General features: G+C 68.0%; 19 protein-coding genes and 1 other RNA gene. 11 read left to right on the top strand and 9 right to left on the bottom strand.

Going from position 1 to position 21891, the window contains the following annotated elements; translation table 11 throughout:
• Positions 1-19: 19 nt before the first annotated feature.
• Positions 20-2350 carry a xanthine dehydrogenase family protein molybdopterin-binding subunit gene (locus ACOQOP_RS13900; RefSeq protein ID WP_420562399.1) on the top strand — a complete coding sequence of 777 codons (2331 nt, stop codon included), beginning with the start codon at positions 20-22 and terminating at the stop codon, positions 2348-2350.
• Positions 2351-2357: 7 nt separating this feature from the next.
• Here ACOQOP_RS13900 and ACOQOP_RS13895 read toward each other — a convergent pair whose 3' ends face one another.
• Positions 2358-2984, bottom strand: coding sequence for a glutathione S-transferase family protein (locus ACOQOP_RS13895; RefSeq protein ID WP_420562398.1), 627 nt, complete (start codon positions 2982-2984; stop codon positions 2358-2360).
• A gap of 283 nt (positions 2985-3267) precedes the next feature.
• Here ACOQOP_RS13895 and ACOQOP_RS13890 point away from each other — a divergent pair, with 283 nt between their 5' ends.
• Entirely contained in the window at positions 3268-4605 is a 1338-nt protein-coding gene (locus ACOQOP_RS13890) for an aspartate aminotransferase family protein (protein ID WP_420562397.1), read from the top strand.
• 147 nt (positions 4606-4752) lie between these two features.
• Here ACOQOP_RS13890 and ACOQOP_RS13885 read toward each other — a convergent pair whose 3' ends face one another.
• Positions 4753-5199: a thiol-disulfide oxidoreductase DCC family protein gene (locus tag ACOQOP_RS13885; protein ID WP_420562396.1), complete on the bottom strand. Its 447-nt coding sequence runs from the start codon at positions 5197-5199 to the stop codon at positions 4753-4755.
• 323 nt (positions 5200-5522) lie between these two features.
• On the opposite strand from ACOQOP_RS13885, the gene ACOQOP_RS13880 reads away from it, so the two are divergent.
• From ACOQOP_RS13880 to ACOQOP_RS13860, 5 genes are all read left to right on the top strand, one after another.
• Positions 5523-6506: a TAXI family TRAP transporter solute-binding subunit gene (locus ACOQOP_RS13880; RefSeq protein ID WP_420562395.1), complete on the top strand. Its 984-nt coding sequence runs from the start codon at positions 5523-5525 to the stop codon at positions 6504-6506.
• Positions 6507-6654: 148 nt separating this feature from the next.
• Positions 6655-9288 carry a TRAP transporter permease gene (locus ACOQOP_RS13875; RefSeq protein WP_420562394.1) on the top strand — a complete coding sequence of 878 codons (2634 nt, stop codon included), beginning with the start codon at positions 6655-6657 and terminating at the stop codon, positions 9286-9288.
• Positions 9289-9299: 11 nt separating this feature from the next.
• Entirely contained in the window at positions 9300-9728 is a 429-nt protein-coding gene (locus ACOQOP_RS13870; RefSeq protein ID WP_420562393.1) for a universal stress protein, read from the top strand.
• Between the two features lie 100 nt (positions 9729-9828).
• Positions 9829-10989, top strand: coding sequence for a DUF2336 domain-containing protein (locus ACOQOP_RS13865; RefSeq protein WP_420562392.1), 1161 nt, complete (start codon positions 9829-9831; stop codon positions 10987-10989).
• Positions 10990-11115: 126 nt separating this feature from the next.
• A complete protein-coding gene (locus ACOQOP_RS13860) occupies positions 11116-11400 on the top strand; it encodes a hypothetical protein (protein WP_420562391.1) in 285 nt (94 codons plus the stop codon).
• Between the two features lie 34 nt (positions 11401-11434).
• On the opposite strand, the gene ACOQOP_RS13855 is transcribed toward ACOQOP_RS13860, so the two are convergent.
• The gene (locus ACOQOP_RS13855; RefSeq protein ID WP_420562390.1) at positions 11435-12058 is read right to left on the bottom strand and encodes an alpha/beta family hydrolase; all 624 of its coding nucleotides are present in this window, start codon (positions 12056-12058) and stop codon (positions 11435-11437) included.
• A 70-nt stretch (positions 12059-12128) separates the two neighbouring features.
• Between ACOQOP_RS13855 and ACOQOP_RS13850 the strand changes: the two genes are divergently transcribed.
• A complete protein-coding gene (locus ACOQOP_RS13850) occupies positions 12129-12713 on the top strand; it encodes a LemA family protein (protein WP_420562389.1) in 585 nt (194 codons plus the stop codon).
• A 7-nt stretch (positions 12714-12720) separates the two neighbouring features.
• Positions 12721-13752 (top strand): DUF3137 domain-containing protein, encoded by a 1032-nt coding sequence (locus tag ACOQOP_RS13845; RefSeq protein WP_420562388.1) that lies wholly within the window; start codon positions 12721-12723, stop codon positions 13750-13752.
• 4 nt (positions 13753-13756) lie between these two features.
• Here ACOQOP_RS13845 and ACOQOP_RS13840 read toward each other — a convergent pair whose 3' ends face one another.
• From ACOQOP_RS13840 to ssrA, 4 genes are all read right to left on the bottom strand, one after another.
• A complete protein-coding gene (locus ACOQOP_RS13840) occupies positions 13757-14131 on the bottom strand; it encodes a glyoxalase superfamily protein (protein ID WP_420562387.1) in 375 nt (124 codons plus the stop codon).
• A 5-nt stretch (positions 14132-14136) separates the two neighbouring features.
• Positions 14137-15747, bottom strand: coding sequence for a fumarate hydratase (locus tag ACOQOP_RS13835; RefSeq protein WP_420562386.1), 1611 nt, complete (start codon positions 15745-15747; stop codon positions 14137-14139).
• Positions 15748-15815: 68 nt separating this feature from the next.
• Positions 15816-16307 (bottom strand): SspB family protein, encoded by a 492-nt coding sequence (locus ACOQOP_RS13830; RefSeq protein ID WP_420562385.1) that lies wholly within the window; start codon positions 16305-16307, stop codon positions 15816-15818.
• A gap of 89 nt (positions 16308-16396) precedes the next feature.
• Positions 16397-16770, bottom strand: a transfer-messenger RNA (tmRNA) gene (gene ssrA / locus ACOQOP_RS13825).
• A gap of 73 nt (positions 16771-16843) precedes the next feature.
• Between ssrA and ACOQOP_RS13820 the strand changes: the two genes are divergently transcribed.
• Positions 16844-18415, top strand: a complete 1572-nt coding sequence (locus tag ACOQOP_RS13820; RefSeq protein ID WP_420562384.1) for a tetratricopeptide repeat protein — start codon at positions 16844-16846, stop codon at positions 18413-18415.
• Between the two features lie 9 nt (positions 18416-18424).
• On the opposite strand, the gene ACOQOP_RS13815 is transcribed toward ACOQOP_RS13820, so the two are convergent.
• Positions 18425-19963 (bottom strand): tetratricopeptide repeat protein, encoded by a 1539-nt coding sequence (locus tag ACOQOP_RS13815; protein ID WP_420562383.1) that lies wholly within the window; start codon positions 19961-19963, stop codon positions 18425-18427.
• A 68-nt stretch (positions 19964-20031) separates the two neighbouring features.
• Between ACOQOP_RS13815 and ACOQOP_RS13810 the strand changes: the two genes are divergently transcribed.
• On the top strand, positions 20032-20520 hold the full coding sequence (locus ACOQOP_RS13810; RefSeq protein WP_420562382.1) for a dihydrofolate reductase: 489 nt from the start codon (positions 20032-20034) through the stop codon (positions 20518-20520).
• 208 nt (positions 20521-20728) lie between these two features.
• On the opposite strand, the gene ACOQOP_RS13805 is transcribed toward ACOQOP_RS13810, so the two are convergent.
• Positions 20729-21844, bottom strand: a complete 1116-nt coding sequence (locus ACOQOP_RS13805; RefSeq protein WP_420562381.1) for an Mrp/NBP35 family ATP-binding protein — start codon at positions 21842-21844, stop codon at positions 20729-20731.
• Positions 21845-21891: the final 47 nt, after the last annotated feature.

Below are 21891 nucleotides of genomic sequence, written 5' to 3'. Positions count from 1 at the left end.
GCCAAAGAGGTAAGCGGACATGAACGTCCTGCACGAGAGCGACCTTGCGACCCTGAAATTCGGCGTGGGCCAGCCGGTGCCGCGCGGCGAGGACCCGACCCTGCTGACCGGGCGCGGCGAGTATACCGACGACGTCAACCTGGACGGACAGGCCTATGGCTATGTGGTGCGCAGCCAGGTGCCGCACGGCCGCATCCTCGGCATCGATCTGGACGAGGCGCTGGCCATGCCGGGCGTGCTGGCGATCTACACGGCAAAGGATCTGGAAGGCTTCGGCGGCATCCCCTGCGTGGTGCCGTTCAAGAACCGCGACGGCTCCGACATGCTGAAGCCCCGGCGTCCCGGCCTGGCTGAGGACGTGGTGCGCTTCGTCGGCGACCCGGTCGCCATGGTGGTCGCCGAGACCCAGGCCCAGGCGCGCGATGCGGCCGAGATGGTGATGGTCGATATCGAGGAGCTGCCGGCGGTCACCGACCCCGTGGCGGCGGCGAAGGACGGTGCGCCGCAGCTTTATCCGGATGTGCCCAACAATGTCTGCCTCGACTACCACTACGGCGACGCCGACGCGGCGGAGAAGGCCTTCGCCGGCGCGGCGCACGTGACCAGGCTGACCCTGGTGAACAACCGGGTCGTCGTCGCCTCCATGGAGCCGCGCTCGGCCATCGCGACCTACGATCCGGATGAGGAGAAATACACCTTCATCGCCGGCAGCCAGGGCGCCTTCGGCCTGCGCAACGCGCTGGCCAACGCGGTGCTGAAGGTACCGCCGGAGAAGGTGCGGGTCATCACCAAGAATGTCGGCGGCTCCTTCGGCATGAAGGGCGGGCCGTACCCGGAATACTTCCCGCTGCTGCACGCCGCCAAGCAGCTCGGCCGGCCGGTGAAATGGGTCGACGACCGCAGCGGCGCCTTCGTCTCCGACCACCAGGGCCGCGGCCATGTGGTCGATGCCGCCCTGGCCTTCGACAAGGACGGGCACATCCTCGCCCTGCGCGCCGACATCCATGCCGATATGGGCGCCTATCTGAGCCCGGTCGGCCCGCAGCCGGCGACCTTGAACGCGGTGAAGAACCTGATCTCGGTCTATCAGACGCCGGTGATCGACGTGAACGCCAAGTGCGTGATGACCAACACCACGACCATCGGTCCGTATCGCGGCGCCGGGCGGCCGGAGGCGAACTACTACGTGGAGCGGCTGCTCGACACGGCGGCGGCCGAGATGGGCATCGACCGGCTGGAGATCCGCCGGCTCAACCAGATCCGGGCCGACCAGATCCCCTATACCGCGCCGTCGGGCATGACCTATGACAGCGGCGACTTCCCCGCCGTGTTCGACAAGGCGGTCAAGTTCTCCGACTGGGAGGGCTTCGCCGAACGGCGGGCGGAGAGCGAGGCGCGTGGCAAGCTGCGCGGCATCGGCATGAGCGACTACCTGGAGGTCACCGGCCCTCCGGGCAAGGAGATGGGCGGCCTGCGCTTCGAGGCGGACGGCACGGTGACGATCATCACCGGCACCCTCGACTACGGCCAGGGCCACTGGACGCCCTTTGCCCAGGTGCTGCACCAGCGCACCGGCATCCCGTTCGACAAGATCCGCCTGCTACAGGGCGACAGCGACCAGCTTCTGGTCGGCGGCGGCACCGGCGGCTCGAAGTCGATGATGTCGTCCGGCGGGGCGATCATCGAGGCGGGCGACGTCATGATCGAGAACGGCAAGAAGATCGCCGCCCATGTGCTGGAGACGGCGGTCGCCGATATCGAGTTCGCCGACGGCACCTTCACCGTCGCCGGCACCGACCGCAGCATCGCCATCATGGATCTGGCCGACCAGATCCGCGGCGGGCTGGAGCTGCCGGAGGACGTGCCCCAGAGCCTCGACGTGAGCCTGGCGCATAAGACCGGCCCCTCGGCCTTCCCCAACGGCTGCCATGTGGCCGAAGTGGAGATCGACCCGGATACCGGTGTGGTGCAGGTGGTGCGCTACTCGATGGTCAACGATTTCGGCGTGGTGGTGAACCCGATGCTGGTCGAGGGCCAGGCCCATGGCGGCATCGTCCAGGGCATCGGCCAGGCGCTGATGGAGCAGGTCCGCTACGACGAGGCCGGCCAGATCGTCACCGGCTCGTTCATGGACTACGCCCTGCCGCGCGCCACCGAGGCGCCGATGTTCCGCTACGACAGCCATCCGGTGCCGTGCACCACCAACCTCGTGGGGGCGAAGGGCTGCGGCGAGGCGGGCTGTGCCGGGGCGCTGGCCTCGGTGATGAACGCGGTGGTCGACGCGTTGGGCGGCAAGCATATCGACATGCCGGCGACCCCGGAGAAGGTCTGGCGCGCGCTGCACGGCTGAGCGGGCGTCAGAGCTCTGATAGGTCCTCGTATTCGGTGGCGGCCATGGACGGCCGCTCCCGGAAACTGTCGACCCACCAGTCCAGGTTCGGGTGCGGCGGCAGGTAACGGTCGAGGCCGCGGAAGGTCAGCCAGTCGAGGGCGGTCGCCAGCGCGATGGTGCCGATATCGGCGGTCTCGTCGCCCGGCGCCCGGGCCATAGGCGGACCGTTCTCCAGGATGTCGTACGCCGCACTCAACTGGGCGATCAGGTCGTCGCGCAGGCCGGGGACGCTGATGCCCATGTCGTTCTGCTGGATCTCCCAACGCAGGTCCGCGCCAAGCTCGCACAGGCCGGTGGCCAGATGCTGCAGGGTCAGGACCGCCTCGCGCTCGCCGCTGTCCTTGGGGATCAGGGCGCCGCGCGAGAACTCGTCGATGTAGAAGCAGATCTCCGCGCTATCGAACACGCCGCGGCCGTCGTCGAGGATCAGCAGCGGGGCGGTGTTGAGCGGGTTCTCGGCATAGGCTGCCTCGTCGCCCTCGCGCACATGGTCGGCCAGGTGGCGGACCTCGATGGCGGAGAGGCCCGTTTCCAGAAGGGCGACCTCCACCTTGCGGGCGAAGGGCGAGTGGCGCTGCGAGAAGAGAATCATGCGCGGAGTATCCACGGGGAGGCGGGGCGCGCCAACAATCCTGTGGGCTCTACGCGTTCTCTACTTTCCCCTCTTCACTCACTCCCCGGATTTATTCCGGGGCGAGCGTTAGGGTTTGCGCGTCCATGGATCTTTTTCACGCGCGCGGCGGGGCTCGCCCCGGAATAAATCCGGGGAGTGAGTGAAGAGGAGAATGAGCAAACCCTGCACTCCCGCACTCCCGCGCTTGACGCCCCCGCCCGGCGGGCGTTCGATACCGGATCCCCGTCTCCGGAGCCGTCCCATGTCCGCACGCACGAGCCACGTCTTTCACCGCAACGCCCGCAGCGTCCCGCCGATCGCCGTGAAGGGCGACGGCTGCTACATCATCGATGCCGACGGGAAGCGCTACCTCGACGGCTCCGGCGGGGCGGCGGTGTCCTGTCTCGGCCACAGCCACCCCAAGGTGATCGAGGCGATCAAGGCGCAGCTCGACGCCATTCCCTACGGCCATACCGGCGCGTTCTCCAACGAGCCGATGGAGAAGCTGGCAACCCACCTGGCCAAGGCCGCTCCGGGCGGGCTGGACAAGGTCTATTTCGTCTCCGGCGGCTCCGAGGCAGTGGAGGCGGCGCTGAAGATGGCGCGCCAGTACTACATTGAGATCGGCCAGCCCTCCCGGCACAAGATCATCGCCCGCCGCCAGAGCTATCACGGCAACACGCTCGGCGCGCTCGCCGTCGGCGGCAACGCGGCCCGGCGGGCCCAGTTCCAGCCGATGCTGATGGAGGCGACCCATATCGCCCCGTGCTTCTCCTACCGCGAGAAGCGGGCGGACGAGACCGAGGAGGAATACGGGCTGCGTGCCGCCAACGAGCTGGAGACAGCGATCCAGCAGGCCGGACCCGAGACGGTCGCCGCATTCATCTGCGAGCCGGTGGTGGGGGCGACGGCCGGCGCGGTCCCGGCGGCACCCGGCTACCTCAAGCGGATCCGCGAGATCTGCGACCGGCACGGCGTGCTGCTGATCTTCGACGAGGTTATGTGCGGCATGGGGCGCACCGGCCATCTCTTCGCCTGCGACGAGGACGGGGTGGCGCCGGACCTGATGACCATCGCCAAGGGCCTGGGCGCGGGCTACCAGCCGATCGGCGCGGTGCTGGTCGACACCAAGATCTTCGAGGCGATCCGCGACGGCAGCGGCTTCTTCCAGCACGGCCACACCTATATGGGCCACCCGGCCGCCTGTGCGGCCGGCCTCGCTGTGCAGGAGGTGATCCGCGACGACCACCTGCTGGACAACGTGAACCGTCAGGGGGCGGCGCTGCGCCGGGCGCTGGAGGCGCGGTTCGGCAACAACGCCAATGTGGGCGATATCCGGGGCCGCGGGCTGTTCATGGCGATCGAGCTGGTGGCCGACCGCTCGACCAAGGAGACGTTCGATCCGGCCCGCCAGCTCCACGCGGTGATCAAGCGCGAGGCGATGGAGCGCGGGCTGATCGTCTATCCGATGGGCGGGACGATCGACGGCAGGCACGGCGACCACGTGCTTGTGGCCCCGCCCTTCATTGTCGACCAGAGCCACATCACCGAACTGGTGGAGAAGCTCGGCGACGCGGTGGACGCGGCGCTGGCGGCGTAGGGGGTTCGCGGGTTCTCCACCCCCCCTTTCTCACTCCCCGGATTCATTCCGGGGCAAGCCCAATCGCGCGCGTGAAAACAATCAACGGACGCGCAAACCCTGACGCTTGCCCCGGAATAAATCCGGGGAGTGGAAGAAGAGAAGATTTTACGCAGGCGCCGGCGGCACCCGGCCCTTCGCCTTGTTCCAGCGGTAGAGCGCCGCCGCGAGCACCCGGTCGTAGAGCACGTCCGCCAGCGGCTTGATCCAGCCCACCGAGGCCAGCCGGGCGAGCCAGCCGTACCGGGGCAGGCGCCTCCAGACCTCGATGAACCCGTCCACCCCGGCCAGCAGGCGGCCGTCGCCGTCGACCACGTGCAGGCGCCGTACGATCGCGTCGTCATCCACCCCCCAGGGCGACAGCAGTCCAGCCTTGGTCGTGATGTCGGTCCAGGCGATGCCGGTCACCCCGTGGCGGCGCGCGACGTTGCGATAGTGATGGATCTCGCTGCGGCACACCGGGCAGGCGCCGTTGTAATAGACATGGATCTCCGCGCCCTCGTCGGCGGGCGCCTGGGGGCCGGTCTCTGCGGTTGGCGGCGCTTCTCTGTCCATGGCAGGGAATTGGGTCGCCAGGCCTCCGCGACAACGCGGCAGGCGGTCGCGGGTACACGTCACCGTCGAATATGGTTAACGCGTCCTAACCATCCATGCCATTGAATCGCACCCTTCTCGGCGCTGCCGGCGACGGGCACGACTTCGTTGACCTTCTGTGACAGAGCCCCCCATAGTAGCCCCAAGGGCTGCGGCTCTTGGATCACGGCGATGTCCCGTGGGGATGCGGGAAACGCAACCCGCGGGGCCCCCGAGGGCAGCTCCCAGTGGAGATCGCCGGATCCGAAAAAGGTTTAACGGGAGAGTCTTTAGGAGGACTTCACATGAAGCGGCTTCTTGCCACTACCTTTGCTGTGGCGCTGGGCGCGGGCGCGTTTGTCGCCGGCGGCTCCGCTCCGGCATCGGCGCAGAACCAGCAGTTCATCTCCATCGGTACCGGCGGCGTGACCGGCGTGTACTACCCGACCGGCGGCGCGATCTGCCGTCTGGTCAACAAGGACCGCAAGGAGCACGGCATCCGCTGCTCCGTCGAGTCCACGGGCGGTTCCACCTACAACGTGAACACGATCCGCGCGGGCGAGCTGGAATTCGGCGTCGCCCAGTCGGACGTGCAGTACCACGCCTATAACGGCACCGGCGACTTCGCCAGCGCCGGCGCCTTCGAGGAACTGCGCAGCGTGTTCTCCGTCCATGCGGAGCCGGTGACCATCGTCGCCCGCAAGGACGCGAACATCACCAATTTCGAGGACCTGAAGGGCACCCGGGTGAACATCGGCAACGCCGGTTCCGGCACCCGCAGCACCTGGGAAGTCATCGAGGGTGCCGTCGGCTGGAAGCGAGAAGACCTCAAGCTCGCCGCCGAGCTGAAGTCGGCCGAGACCGGCCAGGCGCTGTGCGACAACAAGATCGACGCCTATTTCTGGCTCGTCGGCCACCCGGCCGCGCTGGTCTCCGAGACCGTGTCGACCTGTGAGGCCAATCTGGTCAACGTGACCGGCCCGGCCTTCGACAAGCTGGTCGCCGACAACCCGTACTACCGCAAGGCGGTGATCCCGGGCGGCATGTATCCGGGCAACCCGGACGACACCAACACCTTCGGCGTGGGCGCCACCTTCGTGTCCTCGTCCAAGGTCGCCGACGACGTCGTCTACGTTGTCGCCAGGGCGGTGTTCAGCAACCTGGAAGACTTCACGAAGCTGCATCCGGCCTTCTCCAACCTCAAGGCTGAGGAAATGGTGAAGGAGGCGCTGTCCGCGCCGCTGCACCCGGGTGCGATCAAGGCCTACAAGGAACTCGGCCTGATGTGATCCGGCGGCCGGGGCGGGTTCCGCCCGCCCCGGCTCCTTCTGCTGCCCAACCGGCACATCCGGTGCCGACGACCTTTCCGGCATGCCCAGTGCCGATGACAGTTGATGACCGGCCCGCGGCGGGCCCGCTCCAAGGATCGGGGGGATCATGAGCGACCAGAACGGCACCTCCAAAACCGTCGATCTCGAAGACCTCGTCGCCTCCACCGATACCGGCAACCGCGTGCCGACGGGGATCGTGGCCAAGGTGCTCGCCGGGCTGGCGCTGGCCTGGTCGCTGTTCCAGCTCTATTACGCTTCCGACCTGCCGTTCCTGCTGCAGGACCTGACCGGCCTGCCGGTGGTGTTCAACTCCGACGAGGGGCGGGCGATCCACCTGGCCTTCGCCTTCGTTCTGGCGGCCCTGTCCTATCCGCTGTTCAAGTCATCGCCGCGCGATCACGTGCCCTGGTACGACTGGATCCTGGCGGTGCTCGGCGTGGTGTCCTGTCTCTACCTGCTCGTCTTCAAGGACCAGATCGCCCTGCGCGCCGGTCTGCCCACCACGGGAGACCTGGTGATCTCGACCATCGGCATCGCGCTGGTGCTGATCTGCACCTACCGCGCGCTCGGCCTGCCGCTGGTGATCGTCGCCTCGGTGTTCCTGGTCTATGTGTTCTTCGGCGACCAGCCGTTCATCCCGGAAGTGATCCAGTGGAAGGGTGCCTCCTACGGCAAGGCCATGTGGCACTTCTGGATGCAGACCGAGGGCGTGTTCGGCATCGCGCTCGGCGTGTCGGCCTCCATGGTCTTCCTGTTCGTGCTGTTCGGCTCGCTGCTGGATAAGGCCGGGGCGGGCAACTACTTCATCAAGGTCGCCTTCGCCCTGCTCGGCCACCTGCGCGGCGGCCCGGCCAAGGCGGCGGTGGTCTCCTCGGCGATGACCGGCCTGATCTCCGGCTCCTCGATCGCCAACGTGGTCACCACCGGGACCTTCACCATCCCGCTGATGAAGCGGGTCGGCTTCACCGGCGACAAGGCCGGAGCCGTAGAAGTCGCGTCCTCGGTGAACGGCCAGATCATGCCGCCGGTGATGGGTGCCGCCGCCTTCCTGATGGTCGAGTATGTCGGCGTCACCTATCTGGACGTGGTGCGACACGCCATTCTGCCGGCCTCGATCTCCTATATCGCGCTGCTCTACATCGTCCATCTGGAGGCGCTGAAGGCCGGCATGCGCGGCCTGCCGAAGCCGGGCGGCCCGCGCACCGTGCTGCAGAGCCTGCTCGGCGTGCTGACCGGCTTCCTCGCCATCGCGATCCCGTCGGCGATCATCTACTACACTCTCGGCTGGACCAAGGACGCGTTCGGCGACGCCACCTTCTACGCGGTCTGCGTCCTGTTCCTGGTGGGCTATGTGGCGTTGGTGGCGGTCGCCGCCCGGTTCCCGGAGCTGGAGCTGGACGACCCGAACGCGCCGGTGGACAGCCTGCCGGAGGTCCGGCCGACGGTCCTGTCCGGGCTCTACTTCCTGCTCCCGATCGTGGTGCTGGTCTGGTGCCTGATGGTCGAGCGGCTGTCGCCGGGCCTGAGCGCCTACTGGGCGACGGTCGGCATGCTGTTCATCCTGCTGACCCAGCATCCCCTGAAGGCGATCTTCCGCAAGACCGGCGACCTCGCCGCCGGCTTCGCGCGGGGTTTCGCCGAGATCCTGGAGGGGCTGATCGCCGGCGCGCGGAACATGATCGGCATCGCGGTGGCCACCGGTGCGGCCGGCATCATCGTCGGCACGATCTCCCTGACCGGCGCGCACCAGGTGGTGGGCGAGTTCATCGAGTTCCTGTCCGGCGGCAACCTGATGGCGATGCTAGTGCTGGTGGCGATCTTCTCGCTGATCCTGGGCATGGGCCTGCCGACCACGGCGAACTACATCGTGGTGTCCTCGCTGATGGCCGGCGTGGTGGTCGAGGTCGGGGCGCAGAACGGCCTGATCGTCCCCCTGATCGCCGTCCACCTCTTCGTCTTCTATTTCGGCATCATGGCCGACGTGACGCCGCCGGTCGGCCTCGCTTCCTTTGCGGCCGCGGCGATCTCCGGCTCCGATCCAATCAAGACCGGCTTCACCGCCTTCTACTACTCCCTGCGCACGGTGGCGCTGCCGTTCCTGTTCATCTTCAACACCGACCTGCTGCTGATCGACGTCACGCCGCTGGAGGCGGTGTTCGTCTTCATTGTGGCGACCGTGGCGATGCTGCTCTTCGCCGCCGGAACCCAGGGATACTTCTTCGCCAAGAACAAGGCCTGGGAGGCGGTGGCCCTGCTGCTGGTGGCCTTCACCCTGTTCCGGCCCGGCTTCTGGCTCGACATGGTGCATGAGCCGTTCGAGACGGTGGAGCCGACCCAGGTGGTCGAGCTGGCGGGCGAGCTGCCGGAGGGCGGCGAGTTGCGGCTGGTGGTCACCGGACCCGACTTCGACAATCCCAATGCCAGCCACGAGACGACGCTGATCCTGCCGCTGGGCCCCGCCGGCCCGGGCGAGCAGCGGCTGCAGGACGCCGACCTGCTGGTCACGGTCGAGGACGGCATGGCCAAGCTGGAGGAGCCGTTCCAGCCGGGTCCCGCCGGCAGCATCCCGGGGCAGAAGCTGAGCGGTTTCGACTTCTACGGCGACAACCCGGTCCGCATCTCCGAGATCCATGTGGCCGCCGAGCGTCTGCCCAAGGAGGTGTTCTACATCCCGGCCTTGCTGCTGCTCGGTCTGGTCATCGTCCTGCAGCGTCGACGCACCGACGTGCCGGCGTTCTGAGGGAGGGCGCGATGTTTTCGGATATTCTCCTTGCCGTCGATCTCACCTCCCCGGAAACCCAGGACAAGGCGGTCAGGACGGCGGTCGAACAGGCCAAGGCCTTCGGCAGCCGGCTGCACGTGCTGACGGTGGTGCCGGAGGTGCATTCCGGCATCGTCGCGGGCTTCTTCCCCAAGGACTTCGAGGGCCAGGCGCTCGAAGCGGCCCGCCAGCAGCTCCATGCCTTCTGCGAGACCCGGATTCCGGCCGAGGTGAAGCTGCAGCACGTGGTCGCCCACGGCACGATCTACCAGGAGATCGTCAAGGCGGCGCAGCAGACGAACTGCGACCTGATCGTGATGGCCTCGCACCGGCCGGAACTGTCGGACTTCCTGCTCGGCCCGAACGCCGCCCGGGTGGTCCGGCATGCCGCCTGTTCGGTGATGATCATCCGCGACTAAGACCGCCGGACCGGGCGGGTATCGGCGTGCGGAATCAAAGCGCACGGCCCAAAACGCTGATATGATCGCCTCGGACTGACATGCCGAGGAGGCCCGATCCATGACCGGTGACGACGCAGCACCGACCCTGGCCCAACTGATGGGCAAGCTTTCCCGCTCGGCAACCGCCGAGGCGCGTGGCGAGGTCGCGGACGCGATCGGCCGGTCCATCGACAGTCCCGACCTCGGCCCGGTCGAGCGCGACATCGCCCTCGACATCGTGCGCAAGCTGGCCGGCGACCTGGAGCAGCAGGTCCGCCGGAACCTCGCCGAGGCCGTGCGCCAGTCGGTGGGCCTGCCCCACGACGTCGCCCTGAAGCTGGCCAAGGACGTCGCCGAGGTGTCGCTGCCGATCATCAGCGACAGCGTGGTGCTCACCGACGGGGACCTGGTCTCGATCGTGGAGGAGGGCGACACCGACAAGCAGCTCGCCATCGCCAACCGGGACGAGGTGTCCGAGGTCGTCGCCGGCGCGCTCGTGGAGCGCGGCAACGAGGACGTCGTGGTCGCCGTGGTCTCCAACCCGGGGGCGGAGATCAATGAGCCGTCCCTGGGCAAGGCCCTGGACCGGTTCGGCGACAGCCCGCGCCTGCAGGCGCCGATGGTCGGCCGCGCCACCCTGCCGGTCGCGGTCGCCGAGCGTCTGGTGTCGCTGGTCTCCGACAAGCTGAAGGACGAGCTGGTCCGCCGTCACGAGATCTCGCCGGACATGGCGACCGACCTGGTGCTGGAGGGGCGCGAGCGGGCGACGCTGGCGCTGCTGTCCGACGATGCCGGCGGACAGAAGGTCGAGGATCTGGTCCGCGAGATGGCCCGCAACGGGCGGCTGACGGACTCCATCCTCTTGCGCGCCGCCTGCACTGGCGACCTCGCCTTCGTCGCCGCCGGTCTTGCTGTGCGCGCCAAGATCGCCTTCCGCAATGCCGATCTTCTGGTCCATGACGACGGGGCGAACGGGCTGAAGTCCCTCGCGATGAAGGCGGGGATGAGCGAGCACGACCGGATCATCCTGCGCGCGGCGGTTGATGTGGCCCGCAGCACGGAGATGGTGGACGCCCCCGACGCCCGGGAACGCTTCGCCGAAACCGTGCTGGAGCGGGTGCTAACCACCTTCGACGCCGACGAGGAAGGCTTCTCCGAAGAGGACGCGGAATATTTGATAAAAAAGCTTTCTAAATACACTGGAAAGCATAGAGACAATGCGCCCGCCCACCTGCGCTAGAGCAGGTTGAGCTTCGTGAAGCAATCGATGAAATTTCTGGATCACCGCGTTAATTGAATTTTTACGCCCATTGCGTATGCTCTTGTTCCAGATGAGACGACCGGCTCTTTTGTGGGGACGAGCCAGATGGCGGTCGATACCTGGAATGATCAGGAACTGAGCTTCCATGAGCGCGCTGCGACGGCGGCGCGTTCCGTCGTGATTGCCCTCTTCTGGATGACGCTTGTCGCCGGCCCGCCCGTGGTCGGCGGTGTGCTCGGCTGGATGGCGACACGCGATGCGGGCAGAGGCCCGTTGAGCGGTCTGCTCGGCCAGCTGCCGGCGGATCAGATGGGCGTCACCATCACCCGGGAGGAGGTGGAGGCCGTCGGCCTCGACCCCCGGGAGATCAGGGCGATCCTGACGGAATAGCGCGCGGCTTGGGCTCCGAAACGCACCGGTGCGCTCACAAGGCGCGCAGGAAACGGTCGGCTGCGTCCGCCGCCTGATCCCAGGCCTGCTCCACGCTCCAGCCGCTCGCCTTGCACGGGGCGAGGTCATGGTTGCCGTCTTCCACCCAGTCGACCTTCAAGCTCCCGGGCAGGTTCATCGCGGCCACTTCTTCGCGGGTGCCGAACGGATCCCGCGTCCCCTGAATGATCAGCGTCGGACAGCGCAGGGCCGAGAAATGGTCGGTCCGCAGGCGCTCCGGCTTGCCCGGCGGGTGGAACGGATAGCCCAGGCACAGGCAGCCGCGCACCGCCGTCTCCGCCGCGATCAGCGAAGCCATCCGCCCACCCATGGACTTGCCGCCGACGACCACCGCCTGTGCCCCGCCGAGGCGGTCGATCACCGCCCGCCACTGTTCCAATAGGGCCGGCTGGCGTTCCGGCGGGCGCTTGCGGCCGGTGGTCCGCCGCTCGGCCATATAGGCGAATTCGAACCGCACCACCCGGTGGCCCTTGGCGGCGATGCGGGCGGCGATCGCCGCCATGAACGGGCTGTCCATCGGCGCGCCCGCCCCATGAGCCAGCACCAGGGTGATGGCGGCGTCCTGTGGTCCGTCAGTGAGCAGCGGGAAATCGCACATGCCGTGTCTCTGGATCGTTGTTCGCGGCCGCGAGTATAATGGTGATCGGATCATGCGGGGGAGAAACGGAATGGACATGCCCACCCTGGTCGCCCTGGGCGTGTTCGTCATCCTCGGCGCCTACATTCTCTACCGCACCCACAGCCGCATCGTGGTGACGGCCAACGAGGCGGAGCAGGCGCTGGCCTCGGTGGACGTGCAGCTCCGCAAGCGCCACGACCTGGTGCCGCAGGTGGTCGCCACCGCCCGCAAGTTCATGAGCCACGAGGCCAGCCTGCTGGAGCGCCTGACCGAGCTGCGCGCCAGGGCCTCGGCGCCCTACGACAAGACGAAGGCCGGGGAGGTGGCGGCCCATCTGGAGGCCGAGCGCGCGCTGCAGGCGGAGTTCCGCCAGCTCTTCAGCCTGGCCGAAGGCTATCCCGAGCTGAAATCGGACGAGAGCATGGCGCGGGTGCAGGACACGCTGGAGGAGGTGGAGGGCAACATCGCCGCCGCCCGCCGCTACTACAACGCCTCGGTGATGCAGCACCGCAACGTGATCCAGACCTTCCCGGGCAACATCCTCGCCCCGCAGATGGGTGCTGTGCCGCTGCCGTATTTCGAGACGGACGACAGCACGCGGGGCGTCGTCGACGTCGCCAGACATTTCGGGTAGCGGCCGCGTGCCCCAGGCGCCGACCGGCCGGCTTCCCTCCATCGTCGAGGACCGGCCCTGGCTCAAGGGCGCGCGGGCCTTCGCGCAGCAGACCCTGTGGCCCAGGATGGCGGTGTTGGACCGGGACTATCCCGGGCGCGAGAAGCCGGACTATCGCAAGCGCTACGTCCATGCGGCCATCTTCTTCGGCGGCTTCATTGCGGCGGTCTTCGGATCCGCCGCGATCCATCCCTTCCTGGCCTTCCCCGTCCTCATCGGCGGCATCGTCTCCATGTTCGTCATCGGCGCGGTGACCGGCTCCCGTCAGCCGGCGGAGCAGGTGGCCAATGCGCGGGCGATGGAGAAGCAGGTCGTCGCCGAGATCGCCGGTTTCCTCGGCTTCACCTATCTGCCCGACGCGACGGGCGAGGCGGCCGACGGCGCGCGGGCAGATTTGCGGGAGGCGGGTGTCCTGCCCTACCCCCCGGAGCACAGCCACTGGTCCGAGGGGCTGCATGTGGAGGGCGAGGGCTACGCCGCCGATGTCTGGGATCTGGTGGTCAGCCAGTTCGGCGAGGCGGTGCGCGATCCGAACACGCCGTTCGAGGGGATCGTCGTTCGCATCGCCCTGACCCGCAAGCGGATCGACGGCGATGTGGTCGGCATCGGCCGACAGCGCTTCTTCCGCAAGGCGACCGGTCCGGTCTGGACCGGCACGGACGAGCGTCCCGAGTACCAGCCGGTGGACCTGGAGTCGCTGGAATTCGAGGACCGCTTCACCGTGTTCGCCACCGACCAGGTGGGCGCGCGCTACCTGCTCACCCCCGCCTTCGTGGAGCGGCTGGTCCGGATGACCGACGTCATCGGCTTCGATGCCGCCCATTTCGTCTGCGTCGACAGCCATCTGACCCTGCTGTTCGACACCCGCACCAACCCGTTCGAGATCGGCGACGGCAAAACCCTGTGCGAGGCGGCGTCGGTGGAGCGGGTCTTCGCGGAGCTGTCGGGCATCCTCGATCTCGCCGAGGCGCTCAAGCTGGACAGCCGCACCCGGGTCTGAGCGGTCAGGCTGCCGCGTCTTCCCAGAAGCGCAGCCGGTTGGCGAAGGGGTCGGTGACCTCCATCACCAGCCCACCCCAGGGTGCCGGATCCAGGCCCGGCCGGTTGAACGGGTAGTCCCGGGCCATGATCTCGGCGTGGAAGGCGCGCAGGCCGGTCGCCTGCACGAAGACGGTCGATCCCGGCGTGCAGTCGCCGTGGTGTTCGGTGAGGTGCAGCCGCATGCCACCGCGCGAAACCTGCAGGTAGAGCGGCGCCGTCGGCTCGAAGCGGTGCTCCCAGTCGACGGCGAAGCCGAGCCAGTCCCGGTAGAAGCCGAGCGCCTTCGCCGCGTCGAAGATCCGCAGGATCGGGACGGCGACGAAGGCCGGGTCGGTCATCGGGCTCAGATATCCTTGAAGAAGTCGTTGCCCTTGTCGTCGACGACGATGAAGGCCGGGAACTTCTCCACCTCGATCCGCCAGATCGCCTCCATGCCGAGCTCGGGATACTCCTGCACCTCGACCTTCTTGATCGAGTTCAGGGCGAGCTTGGCGGCGGCGCCGCCGACGGAGCCGAGATAGAAGCCGCCATGCTGCTTGCAGGCCTCGCGCACCACGGGCGAGCGGTTGCCTTTGGCCAGGGTGACGAAGCTGCCGCCATGGGCCATCAGCGGCTCCACATAGCTGTCCATGCGGCCGGCTGTGGTCGGCCCGAACGAGCCCGAGGCATAGCCCTCCGGCGTCTTCGCCGGGCCGGCGTAGTAGATCGGGTGGTTCTTGATGTAGTCCGGCAGCGGCTTGCCGGCGTCGATCAGCTCCTTGAGCTTCGCGTGCGCGATGTCGCGGGCGACGATCATCGGTCCGGTCAGGGACACGCGGGTCTTGATCGGGTACTGCGACAGGGTCTCGCGGATCTCGCTCATCGGCCGGGTCAGGTCGATCTCCACCGCGTCGGCGGTCAGGGTCGACTCGTCGATATCCGGCAGGTACTTCGCCGGATCGGCTTCCAGCTTCTCCAGGAACACCCCGTCGCGGGTGATCTTGGCGAAAGCCTGGCGGTCGGCGGAGCAGGAGACGCCGATGCCAACCGGCACGCTGGCGCCGTGGCGCGGCAGGCGGATCACCCGCACGTCATGGCAGTAGTACTTGCCGCCGAACTGGGCGCCGATGCCCATGTCCTGGGTCATCTTCAGGATCTTGGCCTCCCACTCCAGGTCACGGAAGGCGTGGCCGCTGGCCGAACCCTGGGTCGGCAGGTTGTCCAGGTATTTGCACGACGCGAGTTTCACCGTCTTCATGGCAAACTCGGCCGAGGTGCCGCCGATCACGATGGACAGGTGATAGGGCGGGCAGGCCGCCGTGCCGAGGGTCCGGATCTTCTCGTCCAGGAACTTCTCGAGGCTGTCCGGGTTCAGCAGCGCCTTGGTCTGCTGGAACAGGAAGGACTTGTTGGCCGAGCCGCCGCCCTTCTGCACGAACATGAACTTGTAGGCGTCGCCCTTGTCCGCATAGAGCTCGATCTGCGCCGGCAGATTGGTGCCGGTGTTCTTCTCCTCGAACATCGACAGCGGTGCCAGCTGGCTGTAGCGCAGGTTGTGGTTGACGTAGGTGTTCTGGATCCCGCGGGCCAGCTCCCTCTCGTCGTCGAAGCCGGTGAAGATGTTCTGGCCCTTCTTGCCCATCACGATGGCGGTGCCGGTGTCCTGGCACATGGGCAGCACGCGGCCGGCCGAGATCGACGCGTTCTTCAGCAGGTCATAGGCGACGAAGCGGTCGTTCTCCGAGGCCTCGCTGTCGTCGAGGATGTTGCGGAGCTGCTGCAGATGCGCCGGACGCAGCAGGTGCGAGATGTCCATGAACGCCTCCTCGGCGAGCATGGTCAGTGCCTCCGGCTGGACACTCATGACCTCGCGGCCGCCGATCTTGTCGACGGACACGTAGTCGCTGGTGAGCTTCCGATACTCGGTCGTATCCGGGCCGAGCGGGAACATCTCGGTGAAGTCGAACTCCGCCATAGGGGCATCCTCTCCGGTCTGCGGCATCGCGTCGGGTGCCGAACCGGTCGGCCCCGGCATGGCTACTATTATTTCTTCTTGCGGAACTGATCGAGGGAGACGACCTCGCCGGTGCCGTTGGCATCGTCGGTCGTCTCGCCGTCACCGTCGGGCGTCTCGCCGCCGTCGGGGTCGTCGTCATCCCCGGTCGGGGTGTCGCCGTTGGCCGTCTGCTGGAACTGCAGCCCGAACTGGACGGACGGATCGGCGAAGCCGGTCAGCGCCTCGAACGGAATGGTCAGCGGTTCGCGCACGTCGTTGAAGCTCAGCGTGACCGAGAACTGGTCCTCCAGGATCTCCAGATCCCAGAACTGGAACTGCAGGACGATCGTCATCTCGTCGGGATAGCGCTCGACCAGGTACTCCGGGATATGGACACCGGGAGCGCGCGTCTTGAACGTGATGTAAAAGTGATGATTGCCCGGAAGGCCGCGCTCCGCAGCCCGCCGAAGGGCGTCGCGAACCACACCACGCAGGGCCGTTTCGACCATAAGGTCGTATCGGAAGAGATCGTCAGCCATCGGCTTCCCGAACGTTGGACGTCCGGCCAATGAACACCAGCGCCCTGTGAAGCTTCAAGGGAAAAATGCCGGGACGAGATGCGGGGAAGGGTGCGAGCCTTCTGTTGCTAGGCGGCCCGCGAGCCCCACGTTACGATGCAAACCGCAACGGATTAGTCGAGACTACCGAGCTGCATTACGCAGCCAGGCGCGCCTCAGCATAGTTGTCGTTCGCAACTATCATATGGTCCGATAACGGCGGTACCATCCCGAGCGAAAAGTGGTCCTTTACTACGCGCGTCGATCCTGTTTCGCCCCCATGAAAGGCTCCGGCTGGTCTTTGAAGAAACAGACGGAGATTTTGGTGGAGGCGCCGGGTACTGCCCCCGGGTCCGCTACGCTTATTCCGAGCACCGTTTATCGCCATAGTCGACCGAAGCCGACGACGCAGGATATAAGCCCTTCTTAACGGCTGTTAAAGGGTCTTGTGCGAAACAGAATGCAGACGCCGGTATACTCTGATCCCGATCGGATGCCGGACAATCAGGGCGGTTGTGGTGTCCAAGACGGTTGATCCCCTCCAAGAAGCCGAGCGCCTTGCGGCGGCCGGCAAGACGAAGGCCGCGCTGGCCCAGTTCAAGTCGGCGATCGACGGCGCGCCGATCACCGCGCGGGCGCGGGCGGCCGACATGGCGCTCGAGCTCGGCGAGGCGGACCAGGCCTTCGTTCTCGCGGAGGAAGCCTGGCGCATCGCCCCGAACGCACCCGAGGCGCTGCTGCTCATGGGTCGGATCGCCTGGCGCGTCGGCGCCATCGACGACTCCCTGTCCTGCCTCGACCGGATCCGGCGCGGCGACCCGCTCTGGCCGCTGGCCCAGGCCGAACGGGCCGAGGCGCTGATGGCCGGCAACCGGCTGGCCGATGCCTATAACGACCTGCGCTTCGCCCTGCGCACCGATCCGCGCGAGCCGGCGCTGTGGCTGACCCTGGGCCATGTGCTGATGTCCCTCGACCGGCTGGACGAGGCGGAGGACGCCTATCGCAACACCACCGACCTGGACCCGGAATCAGTCCGCGGCCTCGCCGGCATCGCCGATGTCTGCCTGAAGCTCGGCCGCCCGGACGAGGCGGTGGAGGCCGGCGAGAAGGCCCTGGAGATCTCCAGCAACGACCCGGTGGCCCGGACCATCCTGGCCCATGCCCTGCTCGCCATCGGCCGCGACGGCGAGGGCTGGGCGGCCTATGAGGCCCGGTTCGACGCCAACAACATCGACCCGCGCATCGGCGCCAAGCGCCGCGACTTCGACATGCCGGACTGGGATGGCAGTGCGCTGAAGGACAAGGCGATCCTGATCTGGGGCGAAGGCTCGCCCGCCGACGAGATCCGCTTCGCCGCGGCGCTGCCGGACATCATCCGCCGCGCCCCGGACCCGCTGATCCTGGAATGCGACGCCCGGATGCAGGCGCTGTTCGCCCGGTCGTTCAACGGCGTCAAGGTGGTCGGCCGCACCTCGCCGCCGGACGACGCGATCACCAAGGAGCAGGTCCACTGGCAGGCGCCGATCGGCAGCCTGGCCCTGCGCACCGGGATCTACGAGGGCGGCTACGAGGCGCTGGCCCGGGCCTATCTGGAAGCCGACCAGGCCAAGGTCATGTCCTGGCGCGACCGCTGGTCGCCGTCGGGCGAGCGGATCATTGGCCTGTCCTGGCGGCACCCGGACCCGGGCTCTGCCCGGCGCTCGATCCCGCTGGAGGCGGTGCTCGACGCGGTGGCGATCCCCGGACGGGTGGTGGTCTCGCTCCAGCGCGGCATGACGCCGGAGGAGCGGGAGATGGCGGCCGACAAGCTCCTGCTGGAGCCCGATCCTGATCCGTCGGACGTGGACGCCATGGCCGCCCGCGTTGCCGCCTGCGACGTTGTGGTGACCATCGACGCCCTGGTCGCCCACCTGTCCTCGGCCCTGGGCATCGACACCCGGGTGCTGCTGGACAACGGCGCCGACGCCCGCTGGGGGCTGGGCAAGGCCCGCACCCCCTGGTATCCGACCGCGCGCCTGTACTGGCAGGAGCATGACGGGACCTGGAAGCGGACCGTGGAACGGATGAAGACCGCCTTGGACGGCGGCTGAACTGTCTGCCTAGCGGGCCCGGTTCAGGGCGTCCCGCAGGGCGGTCAGGGCCCGGACCATCGCCTGGTCCCAGTCCCCGGGGGTATCCGGATAGGCGGCGACGCTGGAGCCGAGCCAGGCATCCCGCCCCTCGACCAGCGGCAGCCACATGCGCTCCGGTGTGATCTCGACCGTGGGCGTACCGACCGCCGCGGCCATGGCCGGGACCGAACTGGACACCCCGAGCACTGCGTCCATTGCGACGGCGAGGCAGGCGGCGGTGGACAGGTCGTTGCGCTTGTCCAGGTTGTCGGTACCGATGATCTCGACGCCGCACAGGGTGCGGAATGTCGCCCGGTCGGCCTCCGAGGAGATGTATTGCAGGTCCACGAAGGCTGCATCCAGGCCGGTCAGCAACGGCACCCAGGCCTGCAGGGGAGGGTAGTAGCGCTGGCGCGGACGCTCGGCCGCTCCGCTGCCCCAGCAGAAGCCGACCAGTGGCTTCGCCCCGGCCTCCGCCTTCAGACGCGCCCGCAGCAGGTCCGCCCGCGGCCGGTTGGCTGTCATGTAGCCGTCGGGCGCCATCGGCTCCCCGTCCGGCAGGCCGAGGACATGGGGCAGGCTGCCCATCTCGATCCAGGCGGCCGGGGAGACGGGCAGGTGGGCATAGTCGAAGACCGGACGCTGGCCGTCGCGCCGCCGGTCATGGGCGAGCACCCGGACGCCCGGAAGACTGTCGGCGAAGAGTTCCACCAGCCGCGGGTCGCATTCCACCATCACCTCGCCGGCCCGCTCCATCAGACGCGGCACGGCGGCGACGAAGCGGATCTCGTCGCCCAGCCCCTGTTCCGCCGTCACCAGGAGCGGCCCGTCCAGGGGCAGCGCGCCGTCCCAGCGCGGCGCCGTCAGGTTGGTGCGCACCGGCGCGCTCGGCAGGGCCGGGTCCAGGCGGGCTTCGTAGTCGGCGAAGCCGGCCCGCATGTCCCCCAGGGCGAGGCGGCTGAAGGCGCGGTTGCGCCGGATGGCCGGGTTCTGCGGATCGCGGACGGCGGCCCTGTCCAGGGCGGCGATCGCTTCGGCATGGCGGCCGAACCGGGCCAGGGCCTCGGCCCGGTTGGCATGCACCGGCGCGAAGTCGGGATAGCGGTCGGCCAGCCCGTCATAGGCCTCCAGCGCGTCGGCGATCCGGTCGTCGGCGAACAGGGCGTCGGCCAGGGAGATGTCGACGATCGGGTGCCCCGGCGCCACCGACTGGACGTTGCGCAGGATGGCGATCGCGGTACCGGAGTCTCCTTTGGCGCTCAGCACGTTGGCGAGGTTGGTCGCCGCCTCGATCGAGCCGGGATAGCGCTCCATCACCTGGCGGAAGGCGGTCTCGGCCTGGTCGTAGAGGCCGGCCGCCTTGGCGAGGTTGCCGATCTCGAAGATCGCCGGCGCCGGATCGGCGCTGCGGTCCGCCAGGATCTCCAACTCGCCGATCGCCGTCTGCAGATCGCCGCGGCGCGCCAGGTCGCGTGCCCGGGCGATCCCGTCGGAAAGCTCTTTTGCCTGCTGCTGTGCCGATGCCATCCCGCGATCTTGCCCGATCCCGCCGGGCGGTGCCACGGTGGGGCGTTTGAACCTCCCAGGAGGCCGCCATGGCCGACCTCACGCTCATCGCCGCGGTGGCGGATAACCGGGTCATCGGGCACAGCGCCCGCGGGCTGCCCTGGTCCCTGCCGGCCGATCTCGCCCATTTCAAGCGCCGCACCCTCGGCCACAGCATGGTGATGGGCCGCCGCACCTGGGACTCCATCGGCCGCCCGCTGCCGGGCCGGCGCTCCATCGTGGTCACCCGGTCGCCCGACTGGTCGGCCGACGGCGCCGAGCGCGTGGGAGACCTGGACGCCGCCATCGCCGCCTGTGCGGGCGAGGCGGAGGTCTTCATCATCGGCGGCGGAGAGATCTTCGCCGCGTCCCTGCCCCGGGCCGACCGGCTGGCTCTGACCTTCGTCCATCTGGAGGCGGAGGGCGACGTGCTGTTTCCGGACGTCGACTGGTCGCAGTGGCGCGCGACCTGGCGCGAGGCCCACCCGCCGGAAGACGGTCGCCCGGCCTTCACCTTCGCCGATTACGTGAGGGCGTAGAGAAGGGACACACTCTCTCCCGATCCGATCTCTCCCAACCCCAAACCCGCTTTCCCGGACACCCACTCCCTTTACCCACTCCCCGGATTTATTCCGGGGCCCACGCGTCAACGCAGTTCTGAACCCGTCGGCGCAGGAGCGGCGGATGGGTAGGCCCCGGAATAAATCCGGGGAGTGGGTGATGGGGGAGTGGGAAAAGGGACGAGCGTTACTCGAAGACGATGCTCGGTGCCGCCTTGCGCTGGGACGGGCCGGAGATGGCGGCGGCCACCTTCTCGGCGATACCGGCGAAGGCCGCCGCATGCGGGCCGCCGGGATCGGCGGCGACGATCGGGGTGCCGCCGTCCCCCGCCACCCGGATGTCGAGATGCAGCGGCACCTCGCCCAGGAACGGCACGCCCAGCTTGTCGGCCTCCTGGCGCGCGCCGCCATGGCCGAAGATGTCGCTGCGCTCGCCGCAATGGGGGCACAGGAAATAGCTCATGTTCTCGATGATCCCGAGCACCGGCACGTCGACCCGGCGGAACATGTTGAGACCCTTGCGGGCGTCCAGAAGGGCGATGTCCTGGGGCGTGGAGACGATCACCGCCCCGGCCAGCGGCACCCGCTGGGCCATGGTGAGCTGGGCGTCGCCGGTGCCCGGCGGCATGTCGACCACCAGCACGTCCAGCTCGCCCCATTCCACGTCACGCAGCATCTGCTCCAGAGCGCTCATCACCATCGGGCCGCGCCAGATGGTCGGCGTGTCTTCGGCCACCAGGAAGCCGATCGACATGCACTTTATGCTGTGGTTCTCCAGCGGGATCAGGGTCTTGCCGTCCCGGCTCTCGGGCTTGCGGTTGATGCCCATCATGCGTGGCAGGGAGGGGCCGTAGACGTCGGCGTCGAGCAACCCGACCTCCAGCCCCTGGCCGGCCAGGGCCAGCGCGAGGTTGGTGGCAACCGTCGACTTGCCCACGCCGCCCTTGCCGGAGGCGACGGCGACGATCGACTTGATGCCCGGCAGTTCGGGTCGCGACGGCATGCGGCCCTGCTGCGGCTGGGCGGTCTGCTTGGGCTGTGCCGGGGCGCCGGCGCGATGCGCGGTCAGCACCGCGGTCGCCGAGGTCACGCCCGGCAGCGCCAGAACGGCGGCTTCAGCCGCCTTGCGCAGGCCTTCCAGGCCTGGTCCCTTGGCCGGATCGACCTCCAGCGAGAAGCCGATATTGCCGTCCTTGACCACCAGTCCGGACACCGTCGCCAGGGCGGAAAGCGCCGCGCCGGAGCCCGGATCGATGACCTCCGCCAGCGCGTTTCGGACTGATTGCTCGGAAACCGTTGTCATCGCTTGAAATCCCCGCGATTTCGCCAACATACCGGGAACCTTAAAAG

Source organism: Thalassobaculum sp. (assembly GCF_965223715.1).
GTDB lineage: Bacteria > Pseudomonadota > Alphaproteobacteria > Thalassobaculales > Thalassobaculaceae > Thalassobaculum.
This window is presented reverse-complemented; position numbering and strand designations above follow the sequence as displayed.